Source organism: Actinoplanes octamycinicus, assembly GCF_014205225.1.
GTDB classification, from domain to species: Bacteria; Actinomycetota; Actinomycetes; order Mycobacteriales; family Micromonosporaceae; genus Actinoplanes; species Actinoplanes octamycinicus.
In genome coordinates, this window is the sequence record NZ_JACHNB010000001.1 from 7,592,331 (window position 1) to 7,617,775 (window position 25,445).

Below are 25,445 nucleotides of genomic sequence, written 5' to 3' on the forward strand. Positions count from 1 at the left end.
TCTGTCATTCCATGCCCTGGCCACATAACAGTTTTCGATGCTCGACTTTTGGAAGATGGCGCACGGCCGACTATTCCGGGACCGCTTCCACCATGTCCGCTCAGCGGGTCAGGCGGGCGCCGAGCAGACCGGGCAGGGCGCCGAACAGAATCGCGTGGGCGGGATCCTTGGTCAGCCAGAGCAGCCGATGGTGGGTCCCGTCGCGCAGGGTGATCCGCAGCGCGTCGTTCAGGACGCCGCTACGCAGCCGGGCGGTGGCGATCGCGTCGAAGGGGATGAACCGGTTGGTGCGGTGCTCGGCCACGATCGCCTCGCGGTAGTGGTCGAACCACCCGGCGTCGGCCACCGGCAGCGGCGCCCGCACCGTCGGCCCGATCCCGTTCGCCATCGTGTCGGCCAGGCTCAGCCGCCGCCGCACCAGCGCGACCGGGGTCAGCCACAGCTCGCCGTGGATCCAGTCGGACCAGCCGCTGGTGCAACTCCGGCTCACGCACTGCGCCACTCCGGCCACGAGGTGATCTTAGGGGGCACAGGGTTCCGCACGCCGGTGCGAGAACAAAAATCAACTTCAGGATCTTCAGTTACGCAGGCCCGCTGGGTGCGGATCGCATGCTCCCGGCACCCCTCTGTCAAGGGGTTGGTGTGAGGGGTGTTTTAGGGTGGTGGTTGGCGGGTCCGGGTTGTGACTTTTCCGAAGTGTCGATCTTGGGGTTTGGGTCGGCCGCGCTGGAGTTCAGAGTCGCCCCCGTGTGTCCTCCCGGACCCGTCGCTGTCTGTTGTGCCGTGTGGTCGTCTTTGATCATTTGGCGGTAGACGGTGTCGGACAGGCGTCGTTTCAACGCTCGCATGGCTTCCATCGCGGTTTTGCCTTCGGCGCGTTTGCGCTGGTAGTAGGCGCGGCCGGGGGTGTCGAAGCGGAGCTGGGTGATGGCCATGATGTGCAGGACCCGGTTGATGCGCCGGTTCCCGGCCCGGTTGAGCCGGTGATGATGGTTGTCGCCGGAGGACACGTCGATGGGGGCGGTGCCGTTCCAGGTGGCGAAGTGCCCGCGGGTCGGGAAGCGGCTGATGTCGCCGATGTCGCCGAGCAGGCGGGCGGCGCCGGAGGGGCCGATGCCGTTGAGGCTGGTCAGCTGGGTGCCGGTGGCGGCCAGCACGGTCTTCAGCTGCCGGTTGGCTGCTTTGATCTTGGTGTCCAGGGTGGTGAGCTCGTCGGCCAGGTCGCCGGCCAGCTGATAGCGGGTGGCGGTGACGATGTCGCCGGCCGGGACGCTGACGCGTTCGAGCAGGGTGCGGGCCTGGTCGGTGGTCAGGTTCTTCTTCGCGCCGCCGGGGATCAGTTCGAGCAGTAGCTGGTGCAGCCGGTTGATGGTCTCGGTGCGGGCGACACCGAGCTGGTCGCGGCGGTCGGCCAGCAGCCGCAGCGCGACGGTGGCGCCGTCGGCGTGAACGCGGCGCAGGCCCGGGGTGCGCAGGGCGGTCACCGCGATGTGGTGCGCGTCGTGACCGTCGGTTTTACGGCCGTGCCCGGTGTCAAAGTTGCGGGCTTTCGCGGCGAGTTTCGCCGGGACGTCCAGCACGGTTTCGCCGTCGGCGACCAGCCGCTGGGCCAGGTGCCGGCCGATGCCGTTACAGCCCTCGACCGCCCACACCCGGCCGGCGTGACGGCGGCCGGCGGCGAGCATCTGCTGGTAGCCACCGGTGTCGGTGCCGTACCTGCCACGGGCCAGCACCTGTTCACGCTCGTTGATGATCTCGATCGTCGCGGACCGCTTGTGCGGATCGACTCCAATGATCAGCTGACCCATGTACCCGTTGACCTTCCCGTCGTCGCGGCAGAACCACACCAGCGGGAGGGCAACGCTACTTACAGCTGGGCAAACCCCTCTTCAGCCACTCCGCGCCACGGTGACCGGCAGGGTCCAAGCCGGGAGAGAGCCACACCCCGCCATATGAGTGGGCAGCGCGGGCCTGAGCACCCTACCGATCACCTCGACCAAGCCTGGCCGGGCCGCGGTCGTACACCAAATTCTCTTTAAGTAGCGCGGGCCGAGCACGGCGATCTGGCCGCTGGCGCGTCCAGAGCGATCGCCGCACTCTTCACTGTCCGCGGGTGGTTCTGAAGATCAAAACCGGTCTGCAGGCTGCTGTGCGGTGCGTGCTTACCGCGTACCGAAAACGGACAACCGCATCGGAAGCGGACCTGGCGGTGTCAGAGGGGTTTGGTGCAGAGCACGTCCGGCATCGGCAGGTAGCCGAGTTCCTGCCAGAAGCGCAGGCCGGCGTCGTTCTCCGGCATCACCAGCAGGTTGATCCGCGGGCAGCCGAGCGCCCGGAAGCGGGCCTCCAGCTCGTGGACCAGCGCGGTGGCGATGCCCTGCCGGCGGCGGGCCGGGTCGACGGCGAGGCGCAGGATCCAGCCGCGGCGGCCGTCCCAGGTGCCCAGCACCACCCCGGTGACCTGGTCGCCGTCGGTCGCGACCAGGAACAGCTCGGGGTCGCGGGCGAGTTTCAGCTCCAGCTCGGCGCGCGGGACGACCTCGCGCGCGGCCGCCGCCCAGACAGCGGCGACCGCGTCGTAGTCCTCCCAGCCGAAGGTCCGGATCACGGTGTCGGCTGCCGCTTCTTGGCGGCCAGGGCGTCGGCCAGCAGCTGGACCAGGTGGACGCCGGAGACGTCGGCCAGGTCGTCGGCCTGGGTGCGGCAGGAGAAGCCGTCGGCCAGGAAGACGTCGCCCTCCTCGGCCTGCTCCAGCGCGGGCAGCAGCTGCTGCTCGGCGACCTGCACGGACACCTCGTAGTGCCCGCGCTCGACACCGAAGTTGCCGGCCAGGCCGCAGCAGCCGCCGAGCCGCTTGACCGTGGCGCCGGTGCGTTTGAGCAGCTTGGCGTCCGCCTCCCAGCCCATCACGGCGTGGTGGTGACAGTGCGGCTGGGCGACCACCCGGACCCCGTCCAGCGACGGCGGGGTCCAGTCCGGGGTGGCGGCGAGCAGCTCGGCGACCGTCCTGGTGGCGGCGGCCACCTCGCGGGCTGCCTCGTTGTCGACCAGCTCGACCGCGTCGCTGCGCAGCACACCGGTGCAGGACGGCTCCAGGCCGACGATCGGGATGCCCTTCTTGACCGCGCGGTGCAGCTCGTCGACGGTGACGCCGAGGATCCGGCGGGCCGCGTCCAGCTGCCCGGTGCTGATCCAGGTCAGCCCGCAGCACGCCTTCTTGCTGGTCACCTGCGGCGCGTAGCCGGCGTCGACGAGCAGGTCGACGGCCGCCTGGGCGATCTCCGGCGCGAAGTGGTCGGTGAAGCTGTCCACGAACAGGATGACCGGCTTGCCGGTCTTCATCGGCTTGAACGTGGACTTGAAGGTGCGGGGGGCGAAGGTCGGGATCGACCGCCGCGAGTCCACGCCGGCGAGGTAGAGCGCCAGGCCACGGATCCCGGGCAGGCTGGTCATCAGGTTCGCCAGCGCCGGCATCTTCGACGCGAGCCGGGACCAGCGCGGCAGCCAGCCCAGCGAATAGTGCGACCGCGGCCGGGCCCGCCCCTTGTAGCTCTGGTGCAGCACCTCGGACTTGTAGGCCGCCATGTCGATCCCGGTCGGACAGTCCGACGCGCAGCCCTTGCAGGACAGACAGAGATCAAGGGCGTCGTGTACGGCCTCCGCCCGCCAGTCCGGCGCCAGCTCCCCGTCCAGCATCTCCTGCAGCACCCGGGCCCGCCCCCGGGTGGAGTCCTTCTCGTTCTTGGTGGCCAGGAACGACGGGCACATCACCCCGCCGAGCACCGTGGTGTCCGCCCGGCACTTACCCACCCCGGTGCACCGGTGCACGGCCTGGTTGAAGTCCCCGCCGTCGTGGTGGTAGGCCAGCGCCAGCGGCACGGTCACCTTCCGCGCCTGCGACACCCGGATGTTCGCGTCCACCGGGTCCGGGTCGACCAGGTTGCCCGGGTTCAGCAGGTTGCCCGGGTCGAAGGTGTGCTTGATCTGCCGGAACAGGGTCATCGCCTCGGCCGAGTACATCCGGCTGAGCAGCTCGGACCGGGCCCGCCCGTCGCCGTGCTCGCCGGAGAGCGACCCGCCGTAACTGACCACCAGGTCGGCGGCGTCCTCCAGGAACGCCCGGAACTTGCCCGCCCCGCCCGGCTTGTCCAGCGGGAAGTCCAGCCGCACGTGCACGCACCCGTCGCCCAGGTGGCCGTAGGGCATCACGGCCAGCCCGTGCCGCTCGCACAGCGCGTCGAAGTCCCGCAGGTACGCCCCGATCCTGGCGGGCGGCACCGCGGCGTCCTCCCAGCCGGCGTGCGCGGGCAGGCCACTCGGGGCACGCCCGGCCAACCCGGCGCCGTCCTCCCGGATCTTCCACAGCGGGGCGGCCTTCGCGGTGTCCTCGACGATCACGTGGTCGACCGCCCCGGCCGCCGCGACCAGGCCCTCGACCCGGCCGCGAACCTCCTCCAGGTCGTCGCCGGCGATCTCCACCATCAGCCAGGCGGTGCCGCCGGGCAGCGGCGGGACCGCGTCCGGGCCGCGGCGGGACCGGACCACGTCGCAGATCCGGTGGTCCAGGCCCTCGCAGGCGGTCGGCGTGAACTTGAGGATCGCCGGGATGACGTCGCCGGCCGTACCGAAATCGGGGTAACCGAGCACCACCAGGACCCGGTGCGCCGGGTCGGCGACCAGCCGGACCGTCGCCTCGGTGACGATCGCCAGGGTGCCCTCGCTGCCCACCAGGAACTCGGTCAAGTTGAACCCGTTCTCCGGGAGCAGGTGCTCGACCGCGTAGCCGGAGACCTGCCGGCCGAAGGTGGCGAACTCGGTCCGGCCGACCGCCAGGTTCGCCCCGATCAGCTGGCGCAGCGCGTCCACGGTCTTCTCCGCGCCGCTCGGCTGCGGGCCGGTGACCAGGCGCTCGCCGTCGATCGTGAACGCCGTGAGCGCGACCGTGTTGTCCGAGGTGCGGCCGTAGCCGAGGGTCCGCGAACCGCACGAGTTGTTGCCGATCATGCCGCCGATCGTGCAGCGGGTGTGCGTCGACGGGTCCGGGCCGAACCGCAGCCCGAACGGCTTCGCCGCCGCCTGCAGCACCGCCTGCACGGTGCCGGCCTGCACCCGCGCGGTCCGCGCTTCCGCGTCGATCTCCAGCACCTTGTTCATGTGCCGGCTGAAGTCCAGGATCACGCCCGGCCCGATCGCGTTGCCGGCCACCGAGGTGCCCGCCCCGCGCGCGGTGATCGGGATGCCCAGCTCACGGCAGACCCGGAGGGTGGCCGCCACGTCGTCGTCGTGGCGCGGCCGCACGATCGCCTGCGGGACCACCCGGTAGAGGGAGGCGTCACTCGCGTACGCCGAACGGTGTGCCAGGTCGGTCAGCACGTCGGGGACGCCGGCCCGGGCGAGGGCTTGCACCAGGTCGGTGGAGATCGCTGCGGTTGTCACGTATCAGGGCAATCTGTAGGCGGTGTAGCGGAGCGGCTCGCACATTACCGACATGCCAGGGCGGGCCGGCGGAGGCTTCCCGCAGCTCGGGACTGGGTCACACCACCTCACGCGACGATCCGGTGAATCCTGCCGATGAAGTCCGGCCGCCGGTCCGCATGCTTATCCAGCAACAATCGTGCCTCGTACTCCTCGACGTCCGGATATTTCAGTCCGAGCTCGGCGAGCCGGATCGCGGCCTCCACCTCGGCCTCGAGCCACCCGGTCGCGGCGTGGCTGTCCAGGATCTGGACCAGCAGCTCCGCCAGCGGAGCCCCATCGACCGGGTCGAGGTGCGCCAGCAGGCAGCTGACCAGCTCGGCCCGGCAAGGCCCCGGATCCTGGAACGACACGAATACGTCCATCACATCAGTCGTGGTGAGATCCCGATCGCGTTCGATGCGGCGCAGCACCAGGTCGAGGTAGACAAAATCGAAATAGGGTGCCTCATCAAGACAATGTCGGTATCGTCGCACGCGCTCCGCGACCGGCTCGGAGGGTGGACCAACCAGCATGAGGATGTCCCGCAGCAGAACCGTCGGCCTGCCCCGCTGAGCGGCCGAGAAGATCACGCCGCCGGCTTGGCCGAAAGCCGGATCCATCAGTGGTTCCAGGGCATGCTGTTGAACGTCGTTGATCGCGTCGCAGGTGAAGTGGGCCTCACGGCCCACATCGCGCAACACGTTGCCGTAGGTGAGTGAGACGCCGGTGTGCTTCGGTTCGTCCGGACCCAGCGCCCATGCCAGGTCCACTTCCGGAATGACGCTGGGGTCGCCGTCGAAGGTGAGCACGACGTCCCGCTTCCCGGTGCGGCCCACTCGCTTCACCACCACTAGGCGGAGCAGCCCGGACCAGCCGCTGGCGCCACCCTGCGAGTGCCAGAGCAGGGCCATGTCCTGCCACTCCCGAATCGCCGCCTCGTCGGTGGTCCGGAACAACCGTCCCGCCGTCAGATCCTCGCCGCACAAGGCCAGGAGCAGCAGGTTCGCGGTGTAGGCGGCGATCCGGGACGGAACGGTCAGCGCGCGAGGCTGGTATCCGCCGAAGCCACGCGGCTCCCGTGGCTGCGGCGCCGCCCGGAACAGCTCGACCAGCAGTTCGGTCCACTCGGCCCGCGCCTCGGCCGGCTTGACCAGGACCATGCCGTGCAGGAAGGCCACGATCTGCCGCCGGTCCGCCAGCGGCGCCCAGGAGAGCAGGGCGTGCAGCAGGTCGTCGTCGGTCGGCTTGCCGCCGGTGAGGAAGGTGACGGTCCGCTGCCGGTTCACCATCTCGGTGACGATGGTGTGCAGGAGCCGGGCCACCAGGTACTCGCCGAAGGTGGCGTGCAGGAACTCGTAGGTGCCGAGTCGCACCCCGTCCCGATCGGCACCGGCGCGATGGACGAAGTAGAACGAGTCGAGCGCCTGCTCCACGGCGCTTTGCCGAGCCCGCAGGCCGGCCGGTTGCGCCACCCCACTGGGGGCGGCCGGCATCGGCAGGGCCTCCAGATCCCGGGCCAGATCGTCGCCGCTCACCCACTGCGCCCCGCGGTTGAACATCGCGAACGCCACCACGCTGAGCCGGTAAAGGTGCAACTCGACGAGCTGCGCCCGCTCCCGCTCGGGCAGCCCAGCCCCCAGCTTGTCCACCTCACGGCGGGCGAAGCGCGCCAACAGCCGCTCATAGAGCTCGTCCGGGCGCAGCGTGCCGGCGTCCCGCAGGGCATTCCCCTCGGCGTCGTAGAGGGCCAGCATCAGCAACAGCAGCGGCTGCTCGGCGAGATGCCGGTAGCGCAGCACGGTCACCAGGTCCAGCGGCGCCTCCGGGCCGGCCGCGAACCGGTCGGCGTTGGCCCGGTTCCAGACGTCGAGCCAGGCCGCGATCCGATGGTCGTCGAAGGGCTCCAGCCGGACCGCGACGGTGCCCTCGCTGGGCTGGGCCCGGTCGGCGACGCTGGTGCGGCTGGTGACGATCACCGCGACCGGCCGGTCCTGGTCCATCTCCCGGCGCTGGAAGGCGGTGACCCGGCTCAGGTAGTCGGTCTGGCTCACCCCGGTCGCCTGCAGCAACTCGTCGAAGCCGTCCAGGATGACCACCGGGAGCGCGTCACCGGACGACCGGCTCAGCGCCGGCCAGTCCAGCCGTTCACCGGTGGCGGCGCGGATCGCCTGTTCGATCTGCTCCTGCAGGTCGGCCGAGGCGGACACGTCGCGCAGCGGCACCAGCACCGGCAGGAACGCGCTGGCCGGCAACTGCCCGGCCAGCAGCTTGCTGAGCACCGACTTCCCCGAACCGGGTTGGCCGAGCACCAGCAGCGGCGCGGTGACCGCCTCCGCCGAGGTGAGGTGCCCGGTCAGGAACGACAGCAGATCGTCCCGGACCGGCTGCCGATCCCACCAGTTCTCACTGCTCAGCGGCAGGCTTCCGGTAACCACGCAGGACCGGTACAGCTGCGGTAGGAAGGCCTCGGCCAGCGACGGCATCCGCAGGCCGGTCGGCACGTCATCGGACGGGCGCCGCAGCGCGGCGGCGTAGGCCCGGGACAGCGCGGCCCGGCGGGAGTCCGGCGGCCGGCCCTCGGCGAGCCGGTCCAGCACGGCGCGCATCCCGGCCAGCGCGGTGGTCGCCTCGGCCAGCGCGCCGCGAGTGGCGTTGTGCTCGCGCATCCCGGCCCAGAACGCCACCTCGGGAAACTCGGACGCCAGCCGCCCGAGCAGGCTGTCGAACCGGTCCGCGGCCCGGTCCGGCAGCGCCGCCAGCGCCTCGGTGACCGTCCTCCGCTCGCCGGGCGACAGGCGCTCCCAGACCGCGAGTCCCTGGAGGAAGCCGCCGACGGTGTCGCCGACCTGGCGGTAGTGGTCGATCAGCGTCTGGCGGAACATCTCGTGCGACTCGGCGGCGCCGGGCACCGGGACGGACCTCCCGGCGGCGCCCAGCGAGCGCTGCTCGGCCGCGGTGAGCTCCAGGTCCCGGTGGCCGACCGGCAGCTTCGTCTCGGCGAGCGCCTCGAAATACGCGGTGACCGCGAGGACCGCGTGCGCGGCCCGCAGCCGCTCGGTCCGCTCCCAGCGGGACAGGGTCGACCGCCGTTCGATGAGTCCGGTCACGAGCTTCTCGACGACCTTGCTCAGTTCCGCCTTGGCGTCGAACCAGCCGAGCAGGTCACGGAACGGGCCGACCGCCGCCAGCAGGCCCGCGCCGAGCAGGGTGTCCAGGAGCTTGACCCACTTGTCGCGGTCGCCGCCGAGCAGCTGGACGGCGTCGTCGTAGCTCACCTCACGTCCCACCGCCGCAGTATTTCAACGGCTGTCCATCACCGGTGCGCTCCACGGCGTACGCGAATCGATGTTGTGCCCGGGTCAGCCGAGCGATGGCGCCCGCGTGGTCGAATGGGGCATGCTGCTCGCCCCGATGCTCGCCGCCGCGGTGGCGGCCGGACCGGTCTGCCAGGTCGACGACAAGCGGTTGGACGAGATATCCGGGCTGGTGGCGACCAGTGACGGTTACGTGGTGGTGAACGACAGCGCGGACGAGGCGTCGCACCGGAAGATCTTCTATCTGAAGCGGGACTGCTCGCTGAAGCGCACAGTGAACTATCCGTCGCGGCCCCGGGACACCGAGGACCTGCAGCTCGGGCGGGACGGGACGCTGTGGGTCGCGGACATCGGCGACAACGGGGAGAATCGGGACACCATCGCGCTGTGGAAGCTGGCGCCCGGCTCGTCGAAACCGAAGCTGTTCCGGTTGTCCTACCCGGACGGCGCGCACGACGCCGAGGCGCTGCTGCTGGCCGCGGACGGCAGCCCGATCGTGGTGACCAAGACGCCGGGTGCGGCCGGGGTCTACGTGGCCGACGGCGCGCTGCGGTCCGGCGGGACGACGCCGCTGCGCGCCGCGGGCAGCGTGACCGTGCCGATGACCACCACCAGCAACCCGTTCTCGCTGCCCGGCCACCTGGTGATCACCGGGGCGGCGAGCAGCCCGGACGGTTCCCGGGTGGTGTTGCGGACCTACGCGGACGCCTTCGAGTACGACGTGGCCGGCGGCGACGTGGTCAAGGCGATCACCACCGGGACGCCGCGGCAGATCGCGCTGCCGGACGAGCCGCAGGGCGAGTCGGTGGCGTACTCGGCGGACGGGACCGCGCTGCTGACCATCTCGGAGGGCGCGAAGCCGGTGCTGTTCCGCCACGCGCTCCCGTCCGCGCCCGCGGCGTCGTCGCCCGCTCCTTCTCCGTCGCCGTCCGCGGCCGGGGAACCGCTGGCCGCGATGAAAACGGCCGAGGACGAGCCGAACCGCCTTCCCATCCTGCTCGTGGTGCTCGCCGGGACGGCTGCGATCCTGGCCGCCGCGGTTCTCGTCCACCGCCGGACCAGGAGGCGGTAACCGCTTGCGGCCGTTCCGGCCGCGTCGCAAGGTTCAGGGATGGCTGCAACGATCGGCGCCGCTGGGCGCGTTCTGGGCGATGCTGAGGTACGCGCATTCGTCCGTGACCGGCTCGCCGAGGCGGACGTGGACGGCCGCCGGGTGTGCGTGATCGTGCCGGACGCGACCCGCAGCTGCCCGCTCCCGCTGCTGCTCGGCGCGCTGCACGAGCCGCTGCACGGGCGGGCCGCCGCGGTGACCGTGCTGATCGCCCTGGGCACGCACGCCCCGATGTCGCAGGCCCAGCTGGCCAAGCACCTGGGCGGGCCGTACCCGGGCTTCGAGATCCGCAACCACGAGTGGTGGCTGCCCGAGCGGCTGGTCTCGCTCGGCCGGATCGGCGCGTCCCGGGTGGCCGAGCTGTCCGAGGGCAGGATGGCGCAGCCGATCGAGGTGGCGCTGAACCGGGCGGTCGTCGAGCACGACGTCTGCCTGGTGATCGGGCCGGTCTTCCCGCACGAGGTGGTCGGCTTCTCCGGCGGCAACAAGTACTTCTTCCCCGGGATCGCCGGCCAGGAGATCATCGACTTCTCGCACTGGCTGGGCGCGCTGATCAGCAGCGCCGAGATCATCGGGACCCGCGGGATCACGCCGGTGCGGGCGCTGATCGACGAGGCGGCGGCGATGATCCCGTCGCAGCGGCTGGCGTTGTGCCTGGTGGTCGAGTCGGGGACCGGGGCGCTGCACGCGATGTCGTTCGGCGAGCCGGAGTCCGCGTGGGCGGCGTGCGCGGACGTCTCCGCGGTCACCCACGTGCAGTACCTGGAGGCGCCGGTGCACCGCGTCCTGTCGATCATCCCGGAGAAGTACGACGACATGTGGACCGGCGCCAAGGGGTTCTACAAGGTCGAACCGATCGTCGCGGACGGCGGTGAGGTGATCATCTACGCGCCGCACATCACCCGGATCTCGGCGATGCACCCGGAGATCGAGAAGATCGGCTACCACTGCCGGGACTACTTCGTGAAGCAGTGGGATCGGTTCCGGGACCAGCACTGGGGGGTGCTCGCCCACTCCACGCACCTGCGCGGGGCCGGCACCTGGGATCCGGTCGACGGGGAGCGGCCCCGGGTCCGGGTCACCCTGGCCACCGGGATCCCGGAGCACGTGGTCCGGGCCGCCGACCTCGACTATCTCGACCCGGCGACGCTCGACCTGGACGCTCTGGCCGCCGACTCGTTCGTGGTACCGCAGGCCGGCGAGATCCTGTTCCGCCTGCGGTGAGTGTCCGAGTCATGATCGACATCGTGCGGTGAGCTGAGGACCGCCGACGGGAGGAGAGCACCATGGACGGCGCGGAGGTCGACGAGGTGGTGGCCCGCCTGGCGGGGCTGCTGACCGGGATTGATCGGCTGGCGGTGGCGTTCTCCGGCGGTGTCGACTCGTCGCTGCTGCTCGCCCTGTCGGCGCGGGCGCTCGGGCCGGGCCGGGTCCTGGCGGTGCTCGGGGTGTCACCGAGCCTGCCCGCGGCGGAACGCTCCGCGGCGCACGAGGTCGCCCGCGGGATCGGGGTCCCGGTGGTCGAGGTGGTCACCCACGAGGGCGACCGGCCGGACTACCGGCGCAACGGGCCGGACCGCTGCTACCACTGCAAGGACGAGCTGTTCACCCGGATCGGCGACGAGGTGCTCGACGCGCATCGGGTGGACGCGGTCGCCTACGGGGAGAACGCCGACGACGCCCTCCGGCCGGATCGGCCCGGGTCGCGCGCGGCGGCCGCCCATCGGGTGCTGCGGCCGCTGACCGACCTCGGGCTGCGCAAGGACGACGTGCGGCGGCTGGCGCGGGCGTGCGGCCTGCCGTCCGCCGACAAACCGGCCGCGCCGTGCCTGGCCTCGCGGGTCCCGCACTTCAGCGAGGTGACCCCGGCGAAGCTGGCGCAGATCGAGCAGGCCGAGGCCGCCCTGCGGCGGATGGGCTTCGCCGATCTCCGGGTCCGCCACCACGGCGAGATCGCCCGCATCGAACTGCCGGTGGCGGATCTGCCTCGTGCCGTCACGCCGCCGCTCCGGGAGGCCGTGCACGAGGCGGTCCTGGCCGCCGGTTTCCGCTTCGCCGCGGTCGACGTGGCCGGCATCCAGTCCGGCGCCTTCACGCTGCCGTTGGTCCAGGTCACCCGTGCCTGATCCGCTCAACCCCGGCCCCGCCCAGCCCGCCCACACCAGCCACCCGGCCGGAACACCCGGCCCGGGACCGACACCGGACGAGCACCACCCCGCTCGCCCGGAGCCGACAACCAGCCACCACCTCGGCGGCCCGGAGCCAGCGCCCAACCACCATCCCGCCGGCCCGGAACAAGCGCGCAACCACCACCCCGTCACTAGCCCGGAGCCAGCGCCCAGCCACCGCTCCGCTGGTGACGGGCTGGCGCAGGGAGCGCCCCGCTATGCCGAACTGGATCTGGAACGGACGGCGCGGCGTGGGTATCCGGAGGCGGTCTACTGCGCCGGCAAGACGGCCGCGCAGGTGGCCGGCATCGCGGCGGCCGTGCGCGGACGACCGGATGTGATCACCCTGTTCACCCGGGCCCAGCCGGAGCACGCGGCGGCGGTGCTCGCCGAACTGCCGGACGCCTTCCACGACGCCGACGCAGGGCTGCTCGCCTGGCCGCCCACTCCCCCACCACCGTCCGGCGGGCTGGTCGTGGTGGCCGCCGCCGGAACCTCCGATCTGAGCGCCGCCCGCGAAGCCGAACTGACCGCGCGTTACCTCGGGCGACCGACCGAGCTGGTGGTCGACGTCGGCGTTGCCGGGCTGCACCGGATCCTCGGCCGTCTCGACCTGCTGCGCCGCGCCCGGGTCGTGGTGGTCGCCGCCGGAATGGACGGCGCGCTGCCCAGCGTCGTGGCCGGGCTGATCCCGGCGCCGGTGATCGCGCTGCCCACGTCGGTCGGTTACGGCGCGGCCCTCGGCGGTCTGGCGCCACTGCTGACCATGCTGAACGCCTGCGCCCCGGGCGTCGCCGTGGTCAACATCGACAACGGCTACGGCGCCGGTCACCTGGCCGCCCAGATCGCCGCCGACATCACCCACCAGCCATGGGCTTCCGCGCAGCATCCCGCCAGCACCACACCGCCGGAAACGCCCCAGGTCTCGCCCGCCGAGGCCGTCCGCCCCTCACGGACTCACACCCCACACCCCGATTCGTCCACTCCCGCCCCATCCCGCCGATCTCCCCATGCCACCGACCTCGCCGCGCAAGCCACCCCCGACCACGGCGCGGCAGCCGCCCCAGCCATGACCGGCCTCGCCACAACCAGCCGCCTTCCGGTGGGCTCCTCCGACAACACGCCTTCCCCGTCCACCGCACCCGCCGCCCTCGACAACCAACCTCCACACCGCACGGCCGCCGCGATCCCCGATCACTCGCGTCAGCAGGGCATCTCGGCGTTTCGGAGAGAGGGGTTGCCGGGCGGGCGGCATGCCTGGATCGACGCGTCGGCCGGGGTCGCCGGAGACATGCTGCTCGGAGCCCTGCTCGACGCCGGCGCGGACCTTGCCGTGGTCCAGGCCGCTGTTGACGCGGTGGTGCCCGGTTCGGTGCGGATCGGCTTCGGGGAGGTGACCCGGGCCGGGTTGCGAGCCGGCCGGGCCCAGGTCGACGTGCTGGTGGCGGAGCCGCCGCACCGGACCTGGACCGGGATCCGGGCACTGCTGGCTGCGGCTGAGCTTCCCGGGCCGGTCCGGGACCGGGCCGTCGCGGTCTTCGCACGGCTCGCTGAGGCGGAAGGCCGGGTGCACGGCATCGATCCCGGAGACGTGCGCTTCCACGAGGTCGGCGCGCTCGACTCGATCGCCGACGTGGTGGGGGTCTGCGCCGCCCTGCACGACCTGGGGGTCACGTCGGTCTCCGCCGGCCGGGTGGCCGTGGGCTCGGGCCACGTCCGGGGCGCCCACGGCCGGTTGCCGGTCCCGGTCCCGGCCGCCGCCGAACTCGCCCGCGGCTGGCCAATCGAGGCGGGCGGCCCCGGTGAGCTGGCCACCCCCACCGGCCTGGCCCTCCTGCGAGTCCTGGCCCCGGCCTGCGAAGACCTGCCACCGATGATTCTCGGCACCACCGGGGTCGGCGCCGGCGGCCGAGACCGCCCGGACCGCGCCAACGTCGTCCGCGTCCTGCTGGGAACGCCCGCTCCCGACCGGTCCGCCCCCACCGACCGGTCCACCGCTACCGACAGGTCCGCCCCAACCGACAGGCCCGCCCGAATCGACAGTTTCGCCACTATCGACCGGTCCGCCCCTATCGACCGGTCGCCCTCCACCCACCGGTCCGCTCTCAGCCATCGGGCCGCCGCGACGACCTCGGCCCGCTCGGACACGGACCGCGGTGACGGCACGGAGGCGGCGGTGCTTCTGGAGGCCAACGTCGACGACCTGGATCCGCGGCTGTGGCCGGGCGTGCTGGCCGGGCTCCTGGCGCTGGGCGCCGCCGACGCCTGGCTGGTGCCGATCCTGATGAAGAAGGGCCGGCCCGCGCACACCCTCTGCGTGCTGGCCGCCCCGGAGCGGACGGCCGCGCTCCGCGACTACATGTTCGAGCACACCTCGACGCTCGGGGTCCGCGAGTCCGCGCGGCTCAAGACCCCGCTCGATCGCCGCTTCGTGCCGGTCCGCCTCGCCGACGGCCAGGTCAACGTGAAGGTCGGCTTCCGCGACGGCGTGATCCTGCAGGTCATGCCGGAGTTCGACGATGTCGCGACGCTGGCCCGTCGAACCGGCCGCCCGGAGCGGGCAGTGCTGCAGGAGGCCATGACCGCAGCCGCGGCCGCCGGCCTGGTTGCCGGCCGGCCAGTGCCCCGAAGCCGAGCCGAGCCGGCCTGAACCGTCCTCCATCCCGCCAGGCTCGGGAGCGATTGGCAGGCAGGGAGTCAAGCGAGGGCGGCGAGCGGCAGTCGACGGGCAGCGGGCGGCGAAAGGCAGGCGGCGGGCAGCGGCCAACGGGCAGCGGGCGATACGGTCGGGTCGCTGCCGAGCGCTAGGAGTGGATCATGGCAGGGCCGACGCGGGAGCTGGTCGAGCACTACGTCCGGTTCTTTGAGGAGCTGGACGACATTCCCTGGGTTGTCGGGGAGTCGCTGTTCTGGACGGTGGTGCGGCCGGCCGGCGTGGACGCGGTGCTGTCGCTGATCGGGGGCGATCCGGGAGCGCTGGAGAGCTGCCGGCCGGATGAGGTCGCGTGGGAGGACGATCGGGTCTTCGTCGAGCAGCGGGGTGACGCGGTGCTGCTGGTCGGTCCCAGCGACGTCGGCCTGGAGGAGCTGGACCGGCTGCGGCGGCTCAGTCGGGACGGGACCGTGGATCAGGTGTTCTGGGCGATCAACAACTACAACCTGCTGCGCCACCTGGCCGGCGGGGAGCTGGTGACCGAGCTGAACACGCTCTGGCCCGCGGAGCGGTCGGGCGCCGACCCGGACGCGCTGAACGAGCATCTGGGCGCGCTGCACGAGCTGGACGCTCAGGGTGACGAGCGGGGCGCCGACCTGGACTGGCCGACCGCGATGGCCACCATGGAGTCGATCACCGGGTTCCGGATCGACGTGGACTGGTTCCGCCGGCCGCACTCGTGGGCGCGGATCAAGGTGTGACGCGGAGCTGGCCAGCGGCTCCGTGCGGTACCGCGAGGCGGGGCCTACCGGCGTACCGAAAAGGGAATCAGACGCTGACCAGGACCACGCCCGCGGCGACCAGGATCGAGGAGATGATCCGCCAGCGGCCGAACGGCTCGCCGAAGCGGACCACCCCGATCACCGCGGCGATCACCACGCTGCTCTCCCGGAGCGCCGCGACCGGGGCGAGCGCGCCGCGGGTCTGCGCCCACAGCACCAGGCCGTAGGCGCCGACCGAGAGCAGGCCGCCGGTCAGGCCGAGGGTGCGGTGCGGGCGGAGCTGGGCGAGCAGCTTGCGGCCGCGCATGGCCAGGGCGACCAGCGGGATCGCCGGTCCCATCAGCAGGAACAGCCAGCCGGCGTAGCCGGCCGTGGTGCCCGCGGCCCGGACCCCGATCCCGTCGATCGTGGTGTAGGCGGCGATGCTGACCCCGGTGAGCAGCGCCGCGGTGATCGACGGCAGCTGGGCCCGGCCGGGCACGCCGCCGGCGAAGACCAGGATGCCCAGGCCCACCGAGATGATCACCACGCCGAGCAACTGGACCGGGCCGGGCACCTCACCGATCAGCAGCGCGGCGCCGCCGGCCACCAGCAGCGGCGACGCGCCCCGGGTGAGCGGGTAGACCTGGCTGAAGTGGCCGAGCCGGTAGCCGCGCATCAGCAGCACCAGGTAGACGACGTGCACCGCCACCGAGAGCAGCAGCCACGGCCAGGACCCGGCGGCGGGCAATGGGGTGGCCAGCACCATCGGCACGGCGATCACCGCGCCCGCCACCTGGATCAGCACGAAGCCGATCAGCCGGTCCGGGATCGCGTGGGCGATCGCGTTCCAGGCGGCGTGCAGCACCGCGGCGAACAGCACCGCGACGACAATCCCGGTGGACAACCCGCGTCACCCCTTTTCTCGGCCCCGTCGGCTGGTTACCGTTCAGGATCATGACAAAGGCTCTCGTTCTCGGCGGCGGCGGTGTCACCGGCATCGCCTGGCATCTCGGTCTGCTCTGCGGTCTGCAGCGGGCCGGCGTCCCGCTGACCGGCGCGGACAGGATCATCGGCACCTCGGCCGGTTCGGTCGTCGGCACGCTGGTCGCCGCGGGCATCGACCTGGAGGCGGCGGTCGCGCTGCAGCAGGTCGACGTCACCCCGCGGCCCGGCGGCAGCGGCAGCGGGGGCGGCGGGAGCAACGGCCGCTGGCTGGCCGCGCTCGCCGTGCTGGCCGACCCGTCGATCCCGGCGCAGCAGGCCCGCGCCCAGGTCGGCGCGATGGCGCTCGCGGCGGACACGCCCGAGGAGCGGTCGTTCGTGGCGCAGATCGAGGCGATCCTGCCGGTTCGCGAGTGGCCGGACCGGGATCTGCGGATCACCGTGGTGGACACGGCCGACGGGCAGGACGAGGTGCTGACCGCCAAGTCCGGGGTGCCGCTGGTGAGCGCGGTCGCGGCGAGCTGCGCGGTGCCCGGCCTGATGCCTCCGATCACCATCGGTGACCGCCGCTACATGGACGGCGGGGTCCGGGTCGGTGCGGGTGCCGACCTGGCGGCCGGCGCGGAGCGGGTGGTGGTGATCGCCCCGCTCGCCATGCTCAGCCGCGACCGGATCGTCACCGAGCTGGGCCTGACCGGCGCGCCGAAGACCCTGCTGATCGAGCCGGACGAGGCCGCGGTCGAGGCTTTCGGCGGCAACTTCATGGATCCTTCGCGGCGCGGTCCGTCGGTCCGCGCCGGGTTGGCGCAGGCCGAGGCCATTGCTGATTCGGTACGCGCGGTCTGGTCCTGACCCGACGCCGCCAGCGATCGAACTCCCGGCCGGCGCCAAAAGCGATCCGGGCTCCCGGCCGGCGTCAAAAGCGGCCCGGGCTCCGGGTCGGCGTCAAAAGCGGCCCGGGCTCCCGGCCGGCTCCTTCAGCGAGCCGGGAGACAATCGTGCTCCTTGAGCGGGCCGGGAGCCGGCCGTGCTCCTCAGCGGACCCGGATCCCGGCCCGGTAGACGGCCGCCACCGCGGTCAGCGCCCCCGGGTCGGTCAGCGGGTCGCCGGCCACCGCGAGCAGGTCGGCGTCGTAGCCGGCCGCGACACGTCCCTTCCGGTCGCCCAGCCCGCACGCCCGCGCCGCGACCGAGGTGACCGACCGCAGCGCCTCGACCGGCGGGATGCCGAGCAGGCCCACCATCATCGCCGGGCCGTAGCCGAGCACGTCGGCCGGTTTGAGCGGCCCGATCCCGGCGTCGCTGCTGCACACCAGCGGCACCCCGGCCGCCCGCAGCTCCAGGAACACCGTGATGAGCAGCGGCAGCATCTTCTCGATCCGGGGTGGCCGGGACACCCCGGGCACCGGTTTCAGGGCGACCGTGGCGCCGATCGGGATGCCGGCCGCGGCGATCGCCCGCACCACCGCCGGGTCCGCCTCGGCGCCCTCGGCGGTCATGAACGTGCCATGCTCGATCATGTCGACGCCGGCGGCGACCGCGTCGGCGATCCCGGCCCCACCGTGCGCATGCACGGTCACCGGCAGGTGGCACCGGTGCGCCTCGTCGGCCGCGGCCCGCATCTCGGCCGCGCCGAACTGGGACACGTGCGACGCGCTGCCCTCGGTCAGCTCACCGCCGGTACCCATCACCTTGATCACGTCGACGCCGTGCTCGGCGTGTTCACGCACCGCGGCCCGGACCGCGTCCGGGCCGGGCTCGACGCCGCCGCCGAGGAACCAGCAGTGCCCCCGGCCGGTGGTGATCGGCGGACCGGCGACGAGCAGCATCGGGCCGGCGGCCGGGTCGGCGGCCAGCTCGGCGCGCAGCCGCAGCGACAGGTAGCCGCGGTCGCCGAGGTCGCGGGCGGTGGTGACGCCGGAGGCGAGGGCGAGCCGCGCGTTCGCCCGCATGGTGGACAGCACCTGCTCGTCGCCGGCCGTGGCCAGCCCGCTGACCGGGTCGGCGGTGGCGTCGAAGACGAAGTGGACATGCGTGTCGACCAGGCCGGGCAGCAGGGTGACCGCGCCCAGGTCGGTGACCGGGACGCCGGCGGGCAACTCGCCGCCGGACTGGACGGCGACGATCCGTCCGTTCTCGATCAGCACCGCGGGTTTCTCGACCGGCTGCTCGCTCACCCCGTCGAAGAGCCGGCCGGCTCGCACAGCCAGCATGAGAACCATTCGACGCCGGTTGCTCGGCTGCCGTCGATCGGCTACCCGGTCCGATTGCGAGCCTTTCAGGTGTCTTCGCGGAATGTCCGGCCCATGTCGCTCCGCATGGGTCCGGCCTGACCCGCCAAGACCTGAAGCAGTCGGGTTGCGGCGTGGGTGAGCGGGATGGCCTCCTGTTCGATGCGCCGGAACGGGGTGGGGCCGGCGGTGGCGATGGTGTGGTACGCGATGGTCTCCGCCTCGGTCAGGTGCGGCAGGAGCACCGGTGACGCTTTGATAGGCCGGCCCGCCCTGTCGTGGTTGACCCCGTGCAGCGCGTACTGGTGCAGGTCAGCGGCTTCCATGAGGATGGAGGAGACCTGTTTGGCCGGTGCGCCGTCCGGCGCGGGCTCGGCGAGGGCAGCGCGGAAATGGTCGAGGATCGCGTACCCGTCCGCGTCGATGTCGCCCCAGTAGACGACGTGCTCCGCGGAGCGGATCCACGGCACGTTCGCAAGGAGGACGGCCGCGGCCTTACCCCCACCCTCGACCACGATCGTATCGCTGACCGGCGGGAACCAGAGACGGGAGTCGCGGTTCTCCACGACCAGGACGACGCGCGGCTGATAGGCGATGTCGTGCACGTCCCCGGTGGTCCAGGCGTCGTGCCGGCGCCGGCCGGACGCGGCGTGGCGTGGGTCGACGTCACGCCCGGCGACGTCGCGCAGCAGCCCGCCGTGCGTGTCGAGCCATTTGGTGTGCATCCCCGGCACCGGAAGTTGCCGCCGCGTCCAATCACCGGCGTCGGGGTGCCGGCGCAGCCAGGTCACCGCGTTGATCAGGACGTCAACGTCGGTGGCGGCAAGGCGGTAGACGGCCCGCAGCGTGGCCGGGGTGAGGGTGGCGCCGGCCGATCGCAGGGCCGAGGCCAGCGCCCGGGCCCGGCCGATGTCCACGGCCGGTGGCCCGGCATCGTCGCGGGTGTCGCGGAGGAGCGTGGCGGCGCCGTCCAGGTCCGCCTGCAGCACGGCCGGGAAGTCGCCGGTGACGCCTCGGACGGTCACCGCGGCCCGGGCGACTTCCACACCGGCGGGGAGCCGGCCGCAGAAGTCGCGCCACTGCATGTGCCACCCGTGCCAGGCGGTGTATCCGAGCTGCTCGACGGCTCTGCCGGTCCGCACCCCCGGGCGCAGCCGAACGGAGAATGCGACGGGGTCGCCGGCGCCGAGTTCCGCGCACACCGCCTCCGCCCACTTCTGGTCGAGCTTGCGGCCGACCGCCGCGACCGCGGCGAGCGGGGTGACGAGCGCGCTCATGCGTCCGGCAGACCGACCAGGAGCTTCGCCCAGGATCGGCCGTGCGCATTCTTGAGGATCACGTACTCCGCGTCCACGTGCGGTTCGATCGCGCTGTGCTTGTCGTTCGGAGCGCCGATGACCAGTTGGAAGCCCAGTCCGCGCCAGGCACCGATGGCACGGCCGGTGAAATGCGCATCCGCCTTGATCAACGCCTCGTCGAGGAAGACCGGGGCGTAGCGGGGACGGGCAGCGCCCGCGTCACCCAGCTGGTATCGCAGTGCGGCGCCGACGATGAACGCGACGAGCTCCTGCGACTCGCCGCCGGACTTCTCACCGATGTGGTCGTAGACCGCGACGTGCCGGCCGTCGAGGTCGATCTTCTCGGCGCTGATCCGGACGTGGTTGCGCACGTCGACGAGGTCGGCGAAGTCCGGCGCGGTGCGGCGGATACGGTCGATCACCCTGGCCATCCGGTGATAGGCGCGTTCCCGGTCATCCTCGGTCGCGGCCTTGTCGATGAGGGCACGTACGTCGCGTAGCTCCTTGCGGAAGCGGGCGCGCGTCGTGGAGTGGCTCTCCTGCGGGTCGATGCGCAGCCGGTGTCCGTCGTCGGCGAACGGCAGTTCAGCGAGGATGCGGTTGACCGGGTCGATCCGGTCGCGGATCTCCCGGACCGCGGCGGCGAGTTCGCTGTCCAGGCCGGTCAGGTCGTTGCCGGACAGATTGAGCAGGCTGTCCCGCCACTCCGTCTCCAGCTCGTGCAGGCCACTGGACTCCAGGTCGGTGAGCAGGTGGTCGAAGTCGCGGTAGGAGGCGTCCGGGTCGACGCCGAGGTTCGGGTTCGGCCAGCGTTCGAGGAACGTGGAGAAGATGTCGAGCAGCGCCTTCCGCGACCGGCCGATCGAGTCCGCCGCGGTTCGCCGGTCGGTGTCGAGCCGCTCGGTCGCGCGTTTCACTCCCGCGTCGAACTGCGCGAGCAGGTCCACCGGGCCGGCGCTGTCCGGGTCGTTGTCGAAAAGGGTCTCCAGGTAGTCCCGGTGGTCCTCGTCGAGGGTGACGCCGGATGCGGTGGCCGTGTCGAGCGCCGTCTGGGCGCGATCCACCTCGTCGACGATGGCCGCCCAGGACTTCGCCACGGCGTCCCGGGTGTCCTTCTGCCGGCCGACACGCTCGGTGAGGTCTCTGACCTGCTGCTTGAGGTCGTCCAGCTGGCGCTGCAGCTGATCGATCTCCGGGTTGCCGGCGCGGATCTCCTCGATGACGCCGTTCCAGCGATCACGTTCCGCCCGCACCGCATCGACGTCCACCTGATCCCACGAGAACTCAGTCACCAGCTGGTAGGCGGTGCGTCTGGCTTCCAGCGAGTCGAGGTTCTCCTCCTGCGTCGACACTCTCGCGACGGCATCGTCGAGGCGCTGGCGCGTACGGGTGCTACGGTCCTCGAGTTCGGCGAGCGTCCTGCTGTTCGTGAAGCCGAGCACGTTGGCGCGGCCGTGACCGCCGTGCGCGCCGCGGCCGCCGTCCGACGTCTGGCCGGTGATCGTGAGGGCCTTGGCGTACTGCGGCAGCAGCCGGGGCGAGTCGACGCAGACGTACGCGAACCGGCGGGCGAGTTCGCTCTTGAGCCAGGCGGTGAACGGCGACGGCCGGTAGTCGAGCCGCCCGGGGAGCGTCTTGCCGTCGAGTCCGACCTCGTCCCGCAGCCCGGTGCGGACGCCCTCGAACTGGACCCGCCGCGCGGTCGACACCGAGTTGATCGCCTCGCGGAACGCGTTCAGCCGGCCGATGTCGATCAGCAGCCGGGTGGCGAATCCGCCGAGCGCCAGGTTGAACGCCTCCCGCCACGGCTCGAACTCGGTCCGCACCTCGATCAGCTCGCCGACGAACGGCAGGTCCTCAGGGCCGAGTCCGGCGGCCTCGGCCAACGCCGCGCGTGCCGCGTGCAGGTCGGTCGGGATGTTGCCGCGGCGGGCCTTGACCGCGGTGTGCTCGGCGCGCAACGCTTCCAGCTCCTGCTCGGCCGCTTTCCGCTCCGCCATCGCGTCGGCGTAGGCCTGCTGAGCGGTCCGCCGGGCGTCGACGTCCGCCACTGAGCGATGCGCCGTCTCGACCAGCCCGGCGAAGTCCGCACCGGTCGAGACCGAGGCGCCGATCGTGACCAGCACCCGGTCCAGTCGCTCCCGGGCGCGTTCCACCTCGGCCAGCCGCTGCTCCACGACGCGGATCTCCCGCTGCGCGGTGTCCATGCGGTCCCCACCCGAGGCGCGAATGGTGTCGGCGATTCCGTCGCGCTGCGTCTCGGCCGCGGTGACCAGGGCGTTGGTCTCCGCCAGCTCCTCCTGGGCGCGGCGGTGCCGCTGGTCCAGGTCCTTTTCTGCCGAGCGCAACAGGTCGAGCCGGCGGTGATGACGCCACAGCGCGGCGGGCGACGCCGCGTCGGTGAAGGACCCGATCTCATCGATCGACCGCAACCGGTCCACCGCTTCGTCGATGGTGCGCCGGTGGTCGCGGATCGGGGTCAACGCCTTCACCTGCTGGCGGGCGGTGATCATCCGGGCGCGGGTGCCGGACAGCTCGTCGAACTGCTGCACCACCGCGTCCGCGGTAGCAAGCGTGGAAGGCTCCTCCAGGACCATCGTCTTGTACAGGGCGTCGACCGTGGTGATCTGCTGGCCGGCCTGGATCCGGCCGAGCAACGCGACCGCTTTGTGCCCGTCCCCGGCGGCGCCGATGCCGAGCGTGGTGTGCAGGCGCGCGGTGAAGTCCCGGTCGGTCTCGCACCAGTTCAAGCCGGTTGCCACCACGTCGGCGCGGGCGAGCTTCCGGCTCGCCGGGCCCTCCAGCGCTCGCAGCTGATATTCGTGGTCGCAGGTGGCGCGTACCGCCACGACGTCGTCCAGGGTGCGGGCGGACGACGGGACGTACCAGGCGCGCAGCGCGGTGAACTCGGCACCGGTGTGGTCCACCCAGGTCATCGCGATGGCAGACCAGGTGTCGCGGCCGTCGCCACGCAGCACTCGGAGCTTCGTCTCCCCGTCGGTGCGTGACTCGTCGAGCTTGCCGCGCGCGTAGGAGAGGATGTTGCGCTGGTCCTTGCCCCGCGGCCGGCCGACCACTCCGCCGTTGGACGCCCCGTTGAAGGGAGTCGTGTGCGGCATGAGCAACGCGATGTACGAGTCCATCAGTGTCGACTTGCCCGATCCGGAACCGCCGCTCAGCAGGGTGGCGCCGGGCGCGAGCCGTACGTGGTGATACCCGTCGTAGCCGCCCCAGTTGACCAGTTGCAGGTCGCGCGCCACCCACTGCTGACCTCGGGACGCCGCCGGGACCAGGCCGAACAGCGTGTCGATCATGCTCATGCGGTGGCCTTGGCCTGGTCGCGCAGCCACTGGTCAAGCTCGGCCAATTTCTCTCTGCTCAGCACGACCTCCACCAGAGGGGTGATCCGGTACCGGCCGGTCGACTCCTCGGCGAGCAGGCCCTCACTGACGAGCCGCTGCACCGCGTTGCGCACCTCCTGCTGGCGCCGGGCCAGGTTGAGATCGTGCGGGTCGAAGTAGGTCAGCACGGTCTGCTCCAGTTCCTCGATGTCCACTCGAGCGGACGTCTCGCCCGTGCCGCGCTCCCGCTGGTAGACGGTGCGCAGGTGGACCAGGACCAGGGTCTCGGCCCGGTTGTAGGGGTCGTCCTTGAGCAGGATCGGCACGTCCAGCTCCACCGATCGCACCTGCTGCTTGTAGGCGACGCCCCGGTCGTGGTCGACCACCAGGCGGACGAACAGGTCGTGCATGCGCGACTCGATGATCTGCTGGTTCTCCAGCAGCGTGCGCCACTGCGCCGGGTTCTTCTCGGCGAGCAGGAACTTGCGCCGCAACAGCTGGACCAGCACCCGGCGGACATCCGCGTCCAGCGTGCCCGCGTCGCCGGCGAACAGCTCGGCGGGATCCTCCTCCATCGAAACCGGATCGATGAACCCGGCCGCCTCGCCCGCCGACCAGTCGTCGTCAGTCTCGACCGGCTCACTCATCGCCACCGCTCCTGTCCGCGCCGAACGGGTTCGCCGCCACCACACCGCCGAGAGCGAACCGCCGCCGGGTCCGGTCCGGGCGCACCGTATCGACCACCTCGACCTCGGCCGTCTCGGTCATCCCCGCACCGTTGGCGATCTCCAGCAGGCCGAGCAGATCGACCGGCCGCTGGAGCTCCGCACCCGCCGCGCGGAACGCGGCCACGACATCGACGCTCGCCGCGCCGCCCGCGAACGCCGCCAGATGCGTGTGCAACTCGGCGTACCGGGGGCCGCCCCAGGCCCGGGTGTCGACGGCCGGCATCTCCTCAGTCTCCGCCCAGTCCCGCAACGGCGCCGGAGGTTGCGGCGGCCGCGGGTCGGTCATCCGCTGACGCAGGTGTCCGACGTCGGCGACCGGCAAGCGGCGCAGCGGCTCGACGGCCTCGCCGCGCCGCGAGCCGGGAATCCACCTGTGCAGGCCGGACATGACATCCCGCAGCAATTCGTCCACCTGACGGTCCCGCATCGGATCGTGGTTGCGAACCTGGCTGGTGATCACGTGCGACGCCTGCCGCTGGGCGGCCAGCACCTCCTTGACCCCTTGTTCGATCCGCCGCGATATCTCGGTCAGCTCGCGCCGCTGCTGCTCCGGCAGCAGCTCGGTGAACCGGTGGCGCAGGACAGTACGCAGCTGCCCCCACAGGGTGTCGATCTGCGCCGGGTCGCCGATCAGGCGCAACGCCCCGGCAAAGGCGCGACCCTCCGGTGTCGCGTCCAAGATCCGCTGACCGCGCGCCAGGTACTCGCGCAGCACCTCACCGGTGGGCCGCACGTCGTGCCGCAGTTCCGCGACTACGTCGCGCTGAATCGCTTTGATCGACTCGGCCACGCGGGCGAAATCCGCGGGCAGTTCCCGCGCCAGGTGCAGCACGTTCTCGGCCGCTTCGAGCAGCTGCTCGTCGGCGACGGTCTCGACGGCGCCACCTTTCTCGAGCCGTGTCAGCTCCTTCTGCCGCTGCTGGATCTCCTCGTGCAGGCGCACCATCCGGGACATCAGGTCCGGGTCCGCGTCCTGCGCGAGTCGCTCGATCGCGTCCAGCAGCGTTCTGACCCGCGACTCGGACACCCTGGTCCGCGCCCCGCCCACCCGCCCGGCGACCTCGAGGGCACCGACGCCGTACGCCGACAGCCGGTACACCTCGACATCGTCGTCGGACACCTGCCGGACCAGCCATCCCGCCTGCACCCACTGCCGGCAGAGATCACGCGCGGTGCCCGCCGGCAGAGGCTGGCCGTCCTCGTCGCCGTAGCCCGCGGCCCGTAACTGGTCGAGGGCGTCGTTGATCTCCGCATGCGTGTCCGCGACCGCGACCGTCGGCCGTTCCGCGGTGAAGACCATCGCCAGCACCGTCACCACGAAGGGCGCGTGCGTCTGGTGCAGCAAGGCGAGCATCGGATTCTGGAACGCCCGCAACGCACCCTGATAAGCACCTTCAACACCTCGTGTAGCCATCAGCAGACAGCCTAAGGCCGGGCC

General features: G+C 71.9%; 17 protein-coding genes. 6 read left to right on the plus strand and 11 right to left on the minus strand.

Translation table 11 applies throughout. The annotated features are described in order from the left end of the window. Positions 1-100: 100 nt before the first annotated feature. From BJY16_RS34250 to BJY16_RS34270, 5 genes are all read right to left on the minus strand, one after another. The gene (locus tag BJY16_RS34250) at positions 101-511 is read right to left on the minus strand and encodes a hypothetical protein (RefSeq protein WP_185043692.1); all 411 of its coding nucleotides are present in this window, start codon (positions 509-511) and stop codon (positions 101-103) included. Between the two features lie 118 nt (positions 512-629). Next, on the minus strand, positions 630-1,847 hold the full coding sequence (locus BJY16_RS34255) for an IS110 family RNA-guided transposase (protein ID WP_311775285.1): 1,218 nt from the start codon (positions 1,845-1,847) through the stop codon (positions 630-632). Positions 1,848-2,212: 365 nt separating this feature from the next. Next, on the minus strand, positions 2,213-2,608 hold the full coding sequence (locus BJY16_RS34260; protein ID WP_185043693.1) for a GNAT family N-acetyltransferase: 396 nt from the start codon (positions 2,606-2,608) through the stop codon (positions 2,213-2,215). Continuing rightward, the gene (locus tag BJY16_RS34265) at positions 2,605-5,436 is read right to left on the minus strand and encodes an FAD-binding and (Fe-S)-binding domain-containing protein (RefSeq protein WP_185043694.1); all 2,832 of its coding nucleotides are present in this window, start codon (positions 5,434-5,436) and stop codon (positions 2,605-2,607) included. Before BJY16_RS34265 ends, BJY16_RS34260 begins: the two co-directional genes overlap by 4 nt. A gap of 107 nt (positions 5,437-5,543) precedes the next feature. Further along, entirely contained in the window at positions 5,544-8,744 is a 3,201-nt protein-coding gene (locus BJY16_RS34270) for an NACHT domain-containing protein (protein WP_185043695.1), read from the minus strand. Between the two features lie 94 nt (positions 8,745-8,838). On the opposite strand from BJY16_RS34270, the gene BJY16_RS34275 reads away from it, so the two are divergent. The 5 genes from BJY16_RS34275 to BJY16_RS34300 all read left to right on the plus strand — a co-directional run bounded on the left by BJY16_RS34275 (position 8,839) and on the right by BJY16_RS34300 (position 15,464). Then, positions 8,839-9,843, plus strand: coding sequence for a hypothetical protein (locus BJY16_RS34275; protein ID WP_185043696.1), 1,005 nt, complete (start codon positions 8,839-8,841; stop codon positions 9,841-9,843). A 39-nt stretch (positions 9,844-9,882) separates the two neighbouring features. Further along, complete coding sequence (locus tag BJY16_RS34280; protein WP_185043697.1) at positions 9,883-11,106, plus strand: lactate racemase domain-containing protein; 1,224 nt, start codon at positions 9,883-9,885, stop codon at positions 11,104-11,106. 62 nt (positions 11,107-11,168) lie between these two features. Then, positions 11,169-12,008, plus strand: a complete 840-nt coding sequence (gene larE / locus BJY16_RS34285; protein ID WP_185043698.1) for an ATP-dependent sacrificial sulfur transferase LarE — start codon at positions 11,169-11,171, stop codon at positions 12,006-12,008. Further along, a complete protein-coding gene (gene larB, locus BJY16_RS34295; protein WP_239178013.1) occupies positions 12,001-14,700 on the plus strand; it encodes a nickel pincer cofactor biosynthesis protein LarB in 2,700 nt (899 codons plus the stop codon). The genes larE and larB overlap by 8 nt, the downstream gene beginning before the upstream one ends. 167 nt (positions 14,701-14,867) lie before the next feature. After that, positions 14,868-15,464, plus strand: a complete 597-nt coding sequence (locus BJY16_RS34300; protein WP_185043699.1) for a DUF6461 domain-containing protein — start codon at positions 14,868-14,870, stop codon at positions 15,462-15,464. Between the two features lie 67 nt (positions 15,465-15,531). Here BJY16_RS34300 and BJY16_RS34305 read toward each other — a convergent pair whose 3' ends face one another. Next, positions 15,532-16,371: an EamA family transporter gene (locus BJY16_RS34305; RefSeq protein WP_185043700.1), complete on the minus strand. Its 840-nt coding sequence runs from the start codon at positions 16,369-16,371 to the stop codon at positions 15,532-15,534. A gap of 50 nt (positions 16,372-16,421) precedes the next feature. On the opposite strand from BJY16_RS34305, the gene BJY16_RS34310 reads away from it, so the two are divergent. After that, a complete protein-coding gene (locus BJY16_RS34310) occupies positions 16,422-17,261 on the plus strand; it encodes a patatin-like phospholipase family protein (RefSeq protein ID WP_185043701.1) in 840 nt (279 codons plus the stop codon). 182 nt (positions 17,262-17,443) lie between these two features. On the opposite strand, the gene BJY16_RS34315 is transcribed toward BJY16_RS34310, so the two are convergent. The 5 genes from BJY16_RS34315 to BJY16_RS34335 all read right to left on the minus strand — a co-directional run bounded on the left by BJY16_RS34315 (position 17,444) and on the right by BJY16_RS34335 (position 25,421). Then, positions 17,444-18,622: an amidohydrolase family protein gene (locus BJY16_RS34315; protein ID WP_185043702.1), complete on the minus strand. Its 1,179-nt coding sequence runs from the start codon at positions 18,620-18,622 to the stop codon at positions 17,444-17,446. A 65-nt stretch (positions 18,623-18,687) separates the two neighbouring features. Continuing rightward, on the minus strand, positions 18,688-19,917 hold the full coding sequence (locus tag BJY16_RS34320) for a Wadjet anti-phage system protein JetD domain-containing protein (protein WP_185043703.1): 1,230 nt from the start codon (positions 19,915-19,917) through the stop codon (positions 18,688-18,690). Then, positions 19,914-23,258, minus strand: coding sequence for an ATP-binding protein (locus tag BJY16_RS34325; RefSeq protein WP_185043704.1), 3,345 nt, complete (start codon positions 23,256-23,258; stop codon positions 19,914-19,916). The genes BJY16_RS34320 and BJY16_RS34325 overlap by 4 nt, the downstream gene beginning before the upstream one ends. After that, the gene (locus BJY16_RS34330; protein WP_185043705.1) at positions 23,255-23,926 is read right to left on the minus strand and encodes a DUF4194 domain-containing protein; all 672 of its coding nucleotides are present in this window, start codon (positions 23,924-23,926) and stop codon (positions 23,255-23,257) included. Before BJY16_RS34330 ends, BJY16_RS34325 begins: the two co-directional genes overlap by 4 nt. Next, complete coding sequence (locus BJY16_RS34335) at positions 23,919-25,421, minus strand: DUF3375 domain-containing protein (RefSeq protein WP_185043706.1); 1,503 nt, start codon at positions 25,419-25,421, stop codon at positions 23,919-23,921. The genes BJY16_RS34330 and BJY16_RS34335 overlap by 8 nt, the downstream gene beginning before the upstream one ends. Positions 25,422-25,445 lie beyond the last annotated feature (24 nt).

What these genes read in the sequence shown, in the direction of transcription:
- BJY16_RS34280 (WP_185043697.1), top strand. Translation starts at nt 9,883, where the DNA reads ATGGCTGCAACGATCGGCGCCGCTGGGCGCGTTCTGGGCGATGCTGAG.
- larE (WP_185043698.1), top strand. Translation starts at nt 11,169, where the DNA reads ATGGACGGCGCGGAGGTCGACGAGGTGGTGGCCCGCCTGGCGGGGCTG.
- BJY16_RS34300 (WP_185043699.1), top strand. Translation starts at nt 14,868, where the DNA reads ATGGCAGGGCCGACGCGGGAGCTGGTCGAGCACTACGTCCGGTTCTTT.
- BJY16_RS34310 (WP_185043701.1), top strand. Translation starts at nt 16,422, where the DNA reads ATGACAAAGGCTCTCGTTCTCGGCGGCGGCGGTGTCACCGGCATCGCC.
- BJY16_RS34315 (WP_185043702.1), bottom strand. Translation starts at nt 18,622, where the DNA reads ATGCTGGCTGTGCGAGCCGGCCGGCTCTTCGACGGGGTGAGCGAGCAG.
- BJY16_RS34320 (WP_185043703.1), bottom strand. Translation starts at nt 19,917, where the DNA reads ATGAGCGCGCTCGTCACCCCGCTCGCCGCGGTCGCGGCGGTCGGCCGC.
- BJY16_RS34325 (WP_185043704.1), bottom strand. Translation starts at nt 23,258, where the DNA reads ATGAGCATGATCGACACGCTGTTCGGCCTGGTCCCGGCGGCGTCCCGA.
- BJY16_RS34330 (WP_185043705.1), bottom strand. Translation starts at nt 23,926, where the DNA reads ATGAGTGAGCCGGTCGAGACTGACGACGACTGGTCGGCGGGCGAGGCG.
- BJY16_RS34335 (WP_185043706.1), bottom strand. Translation starts at nt 25,421, where the DNA reads ATGGCTACACGAGGTGTTGAAGGTGCTTATCAGGGTGCGTTGCGGGCG.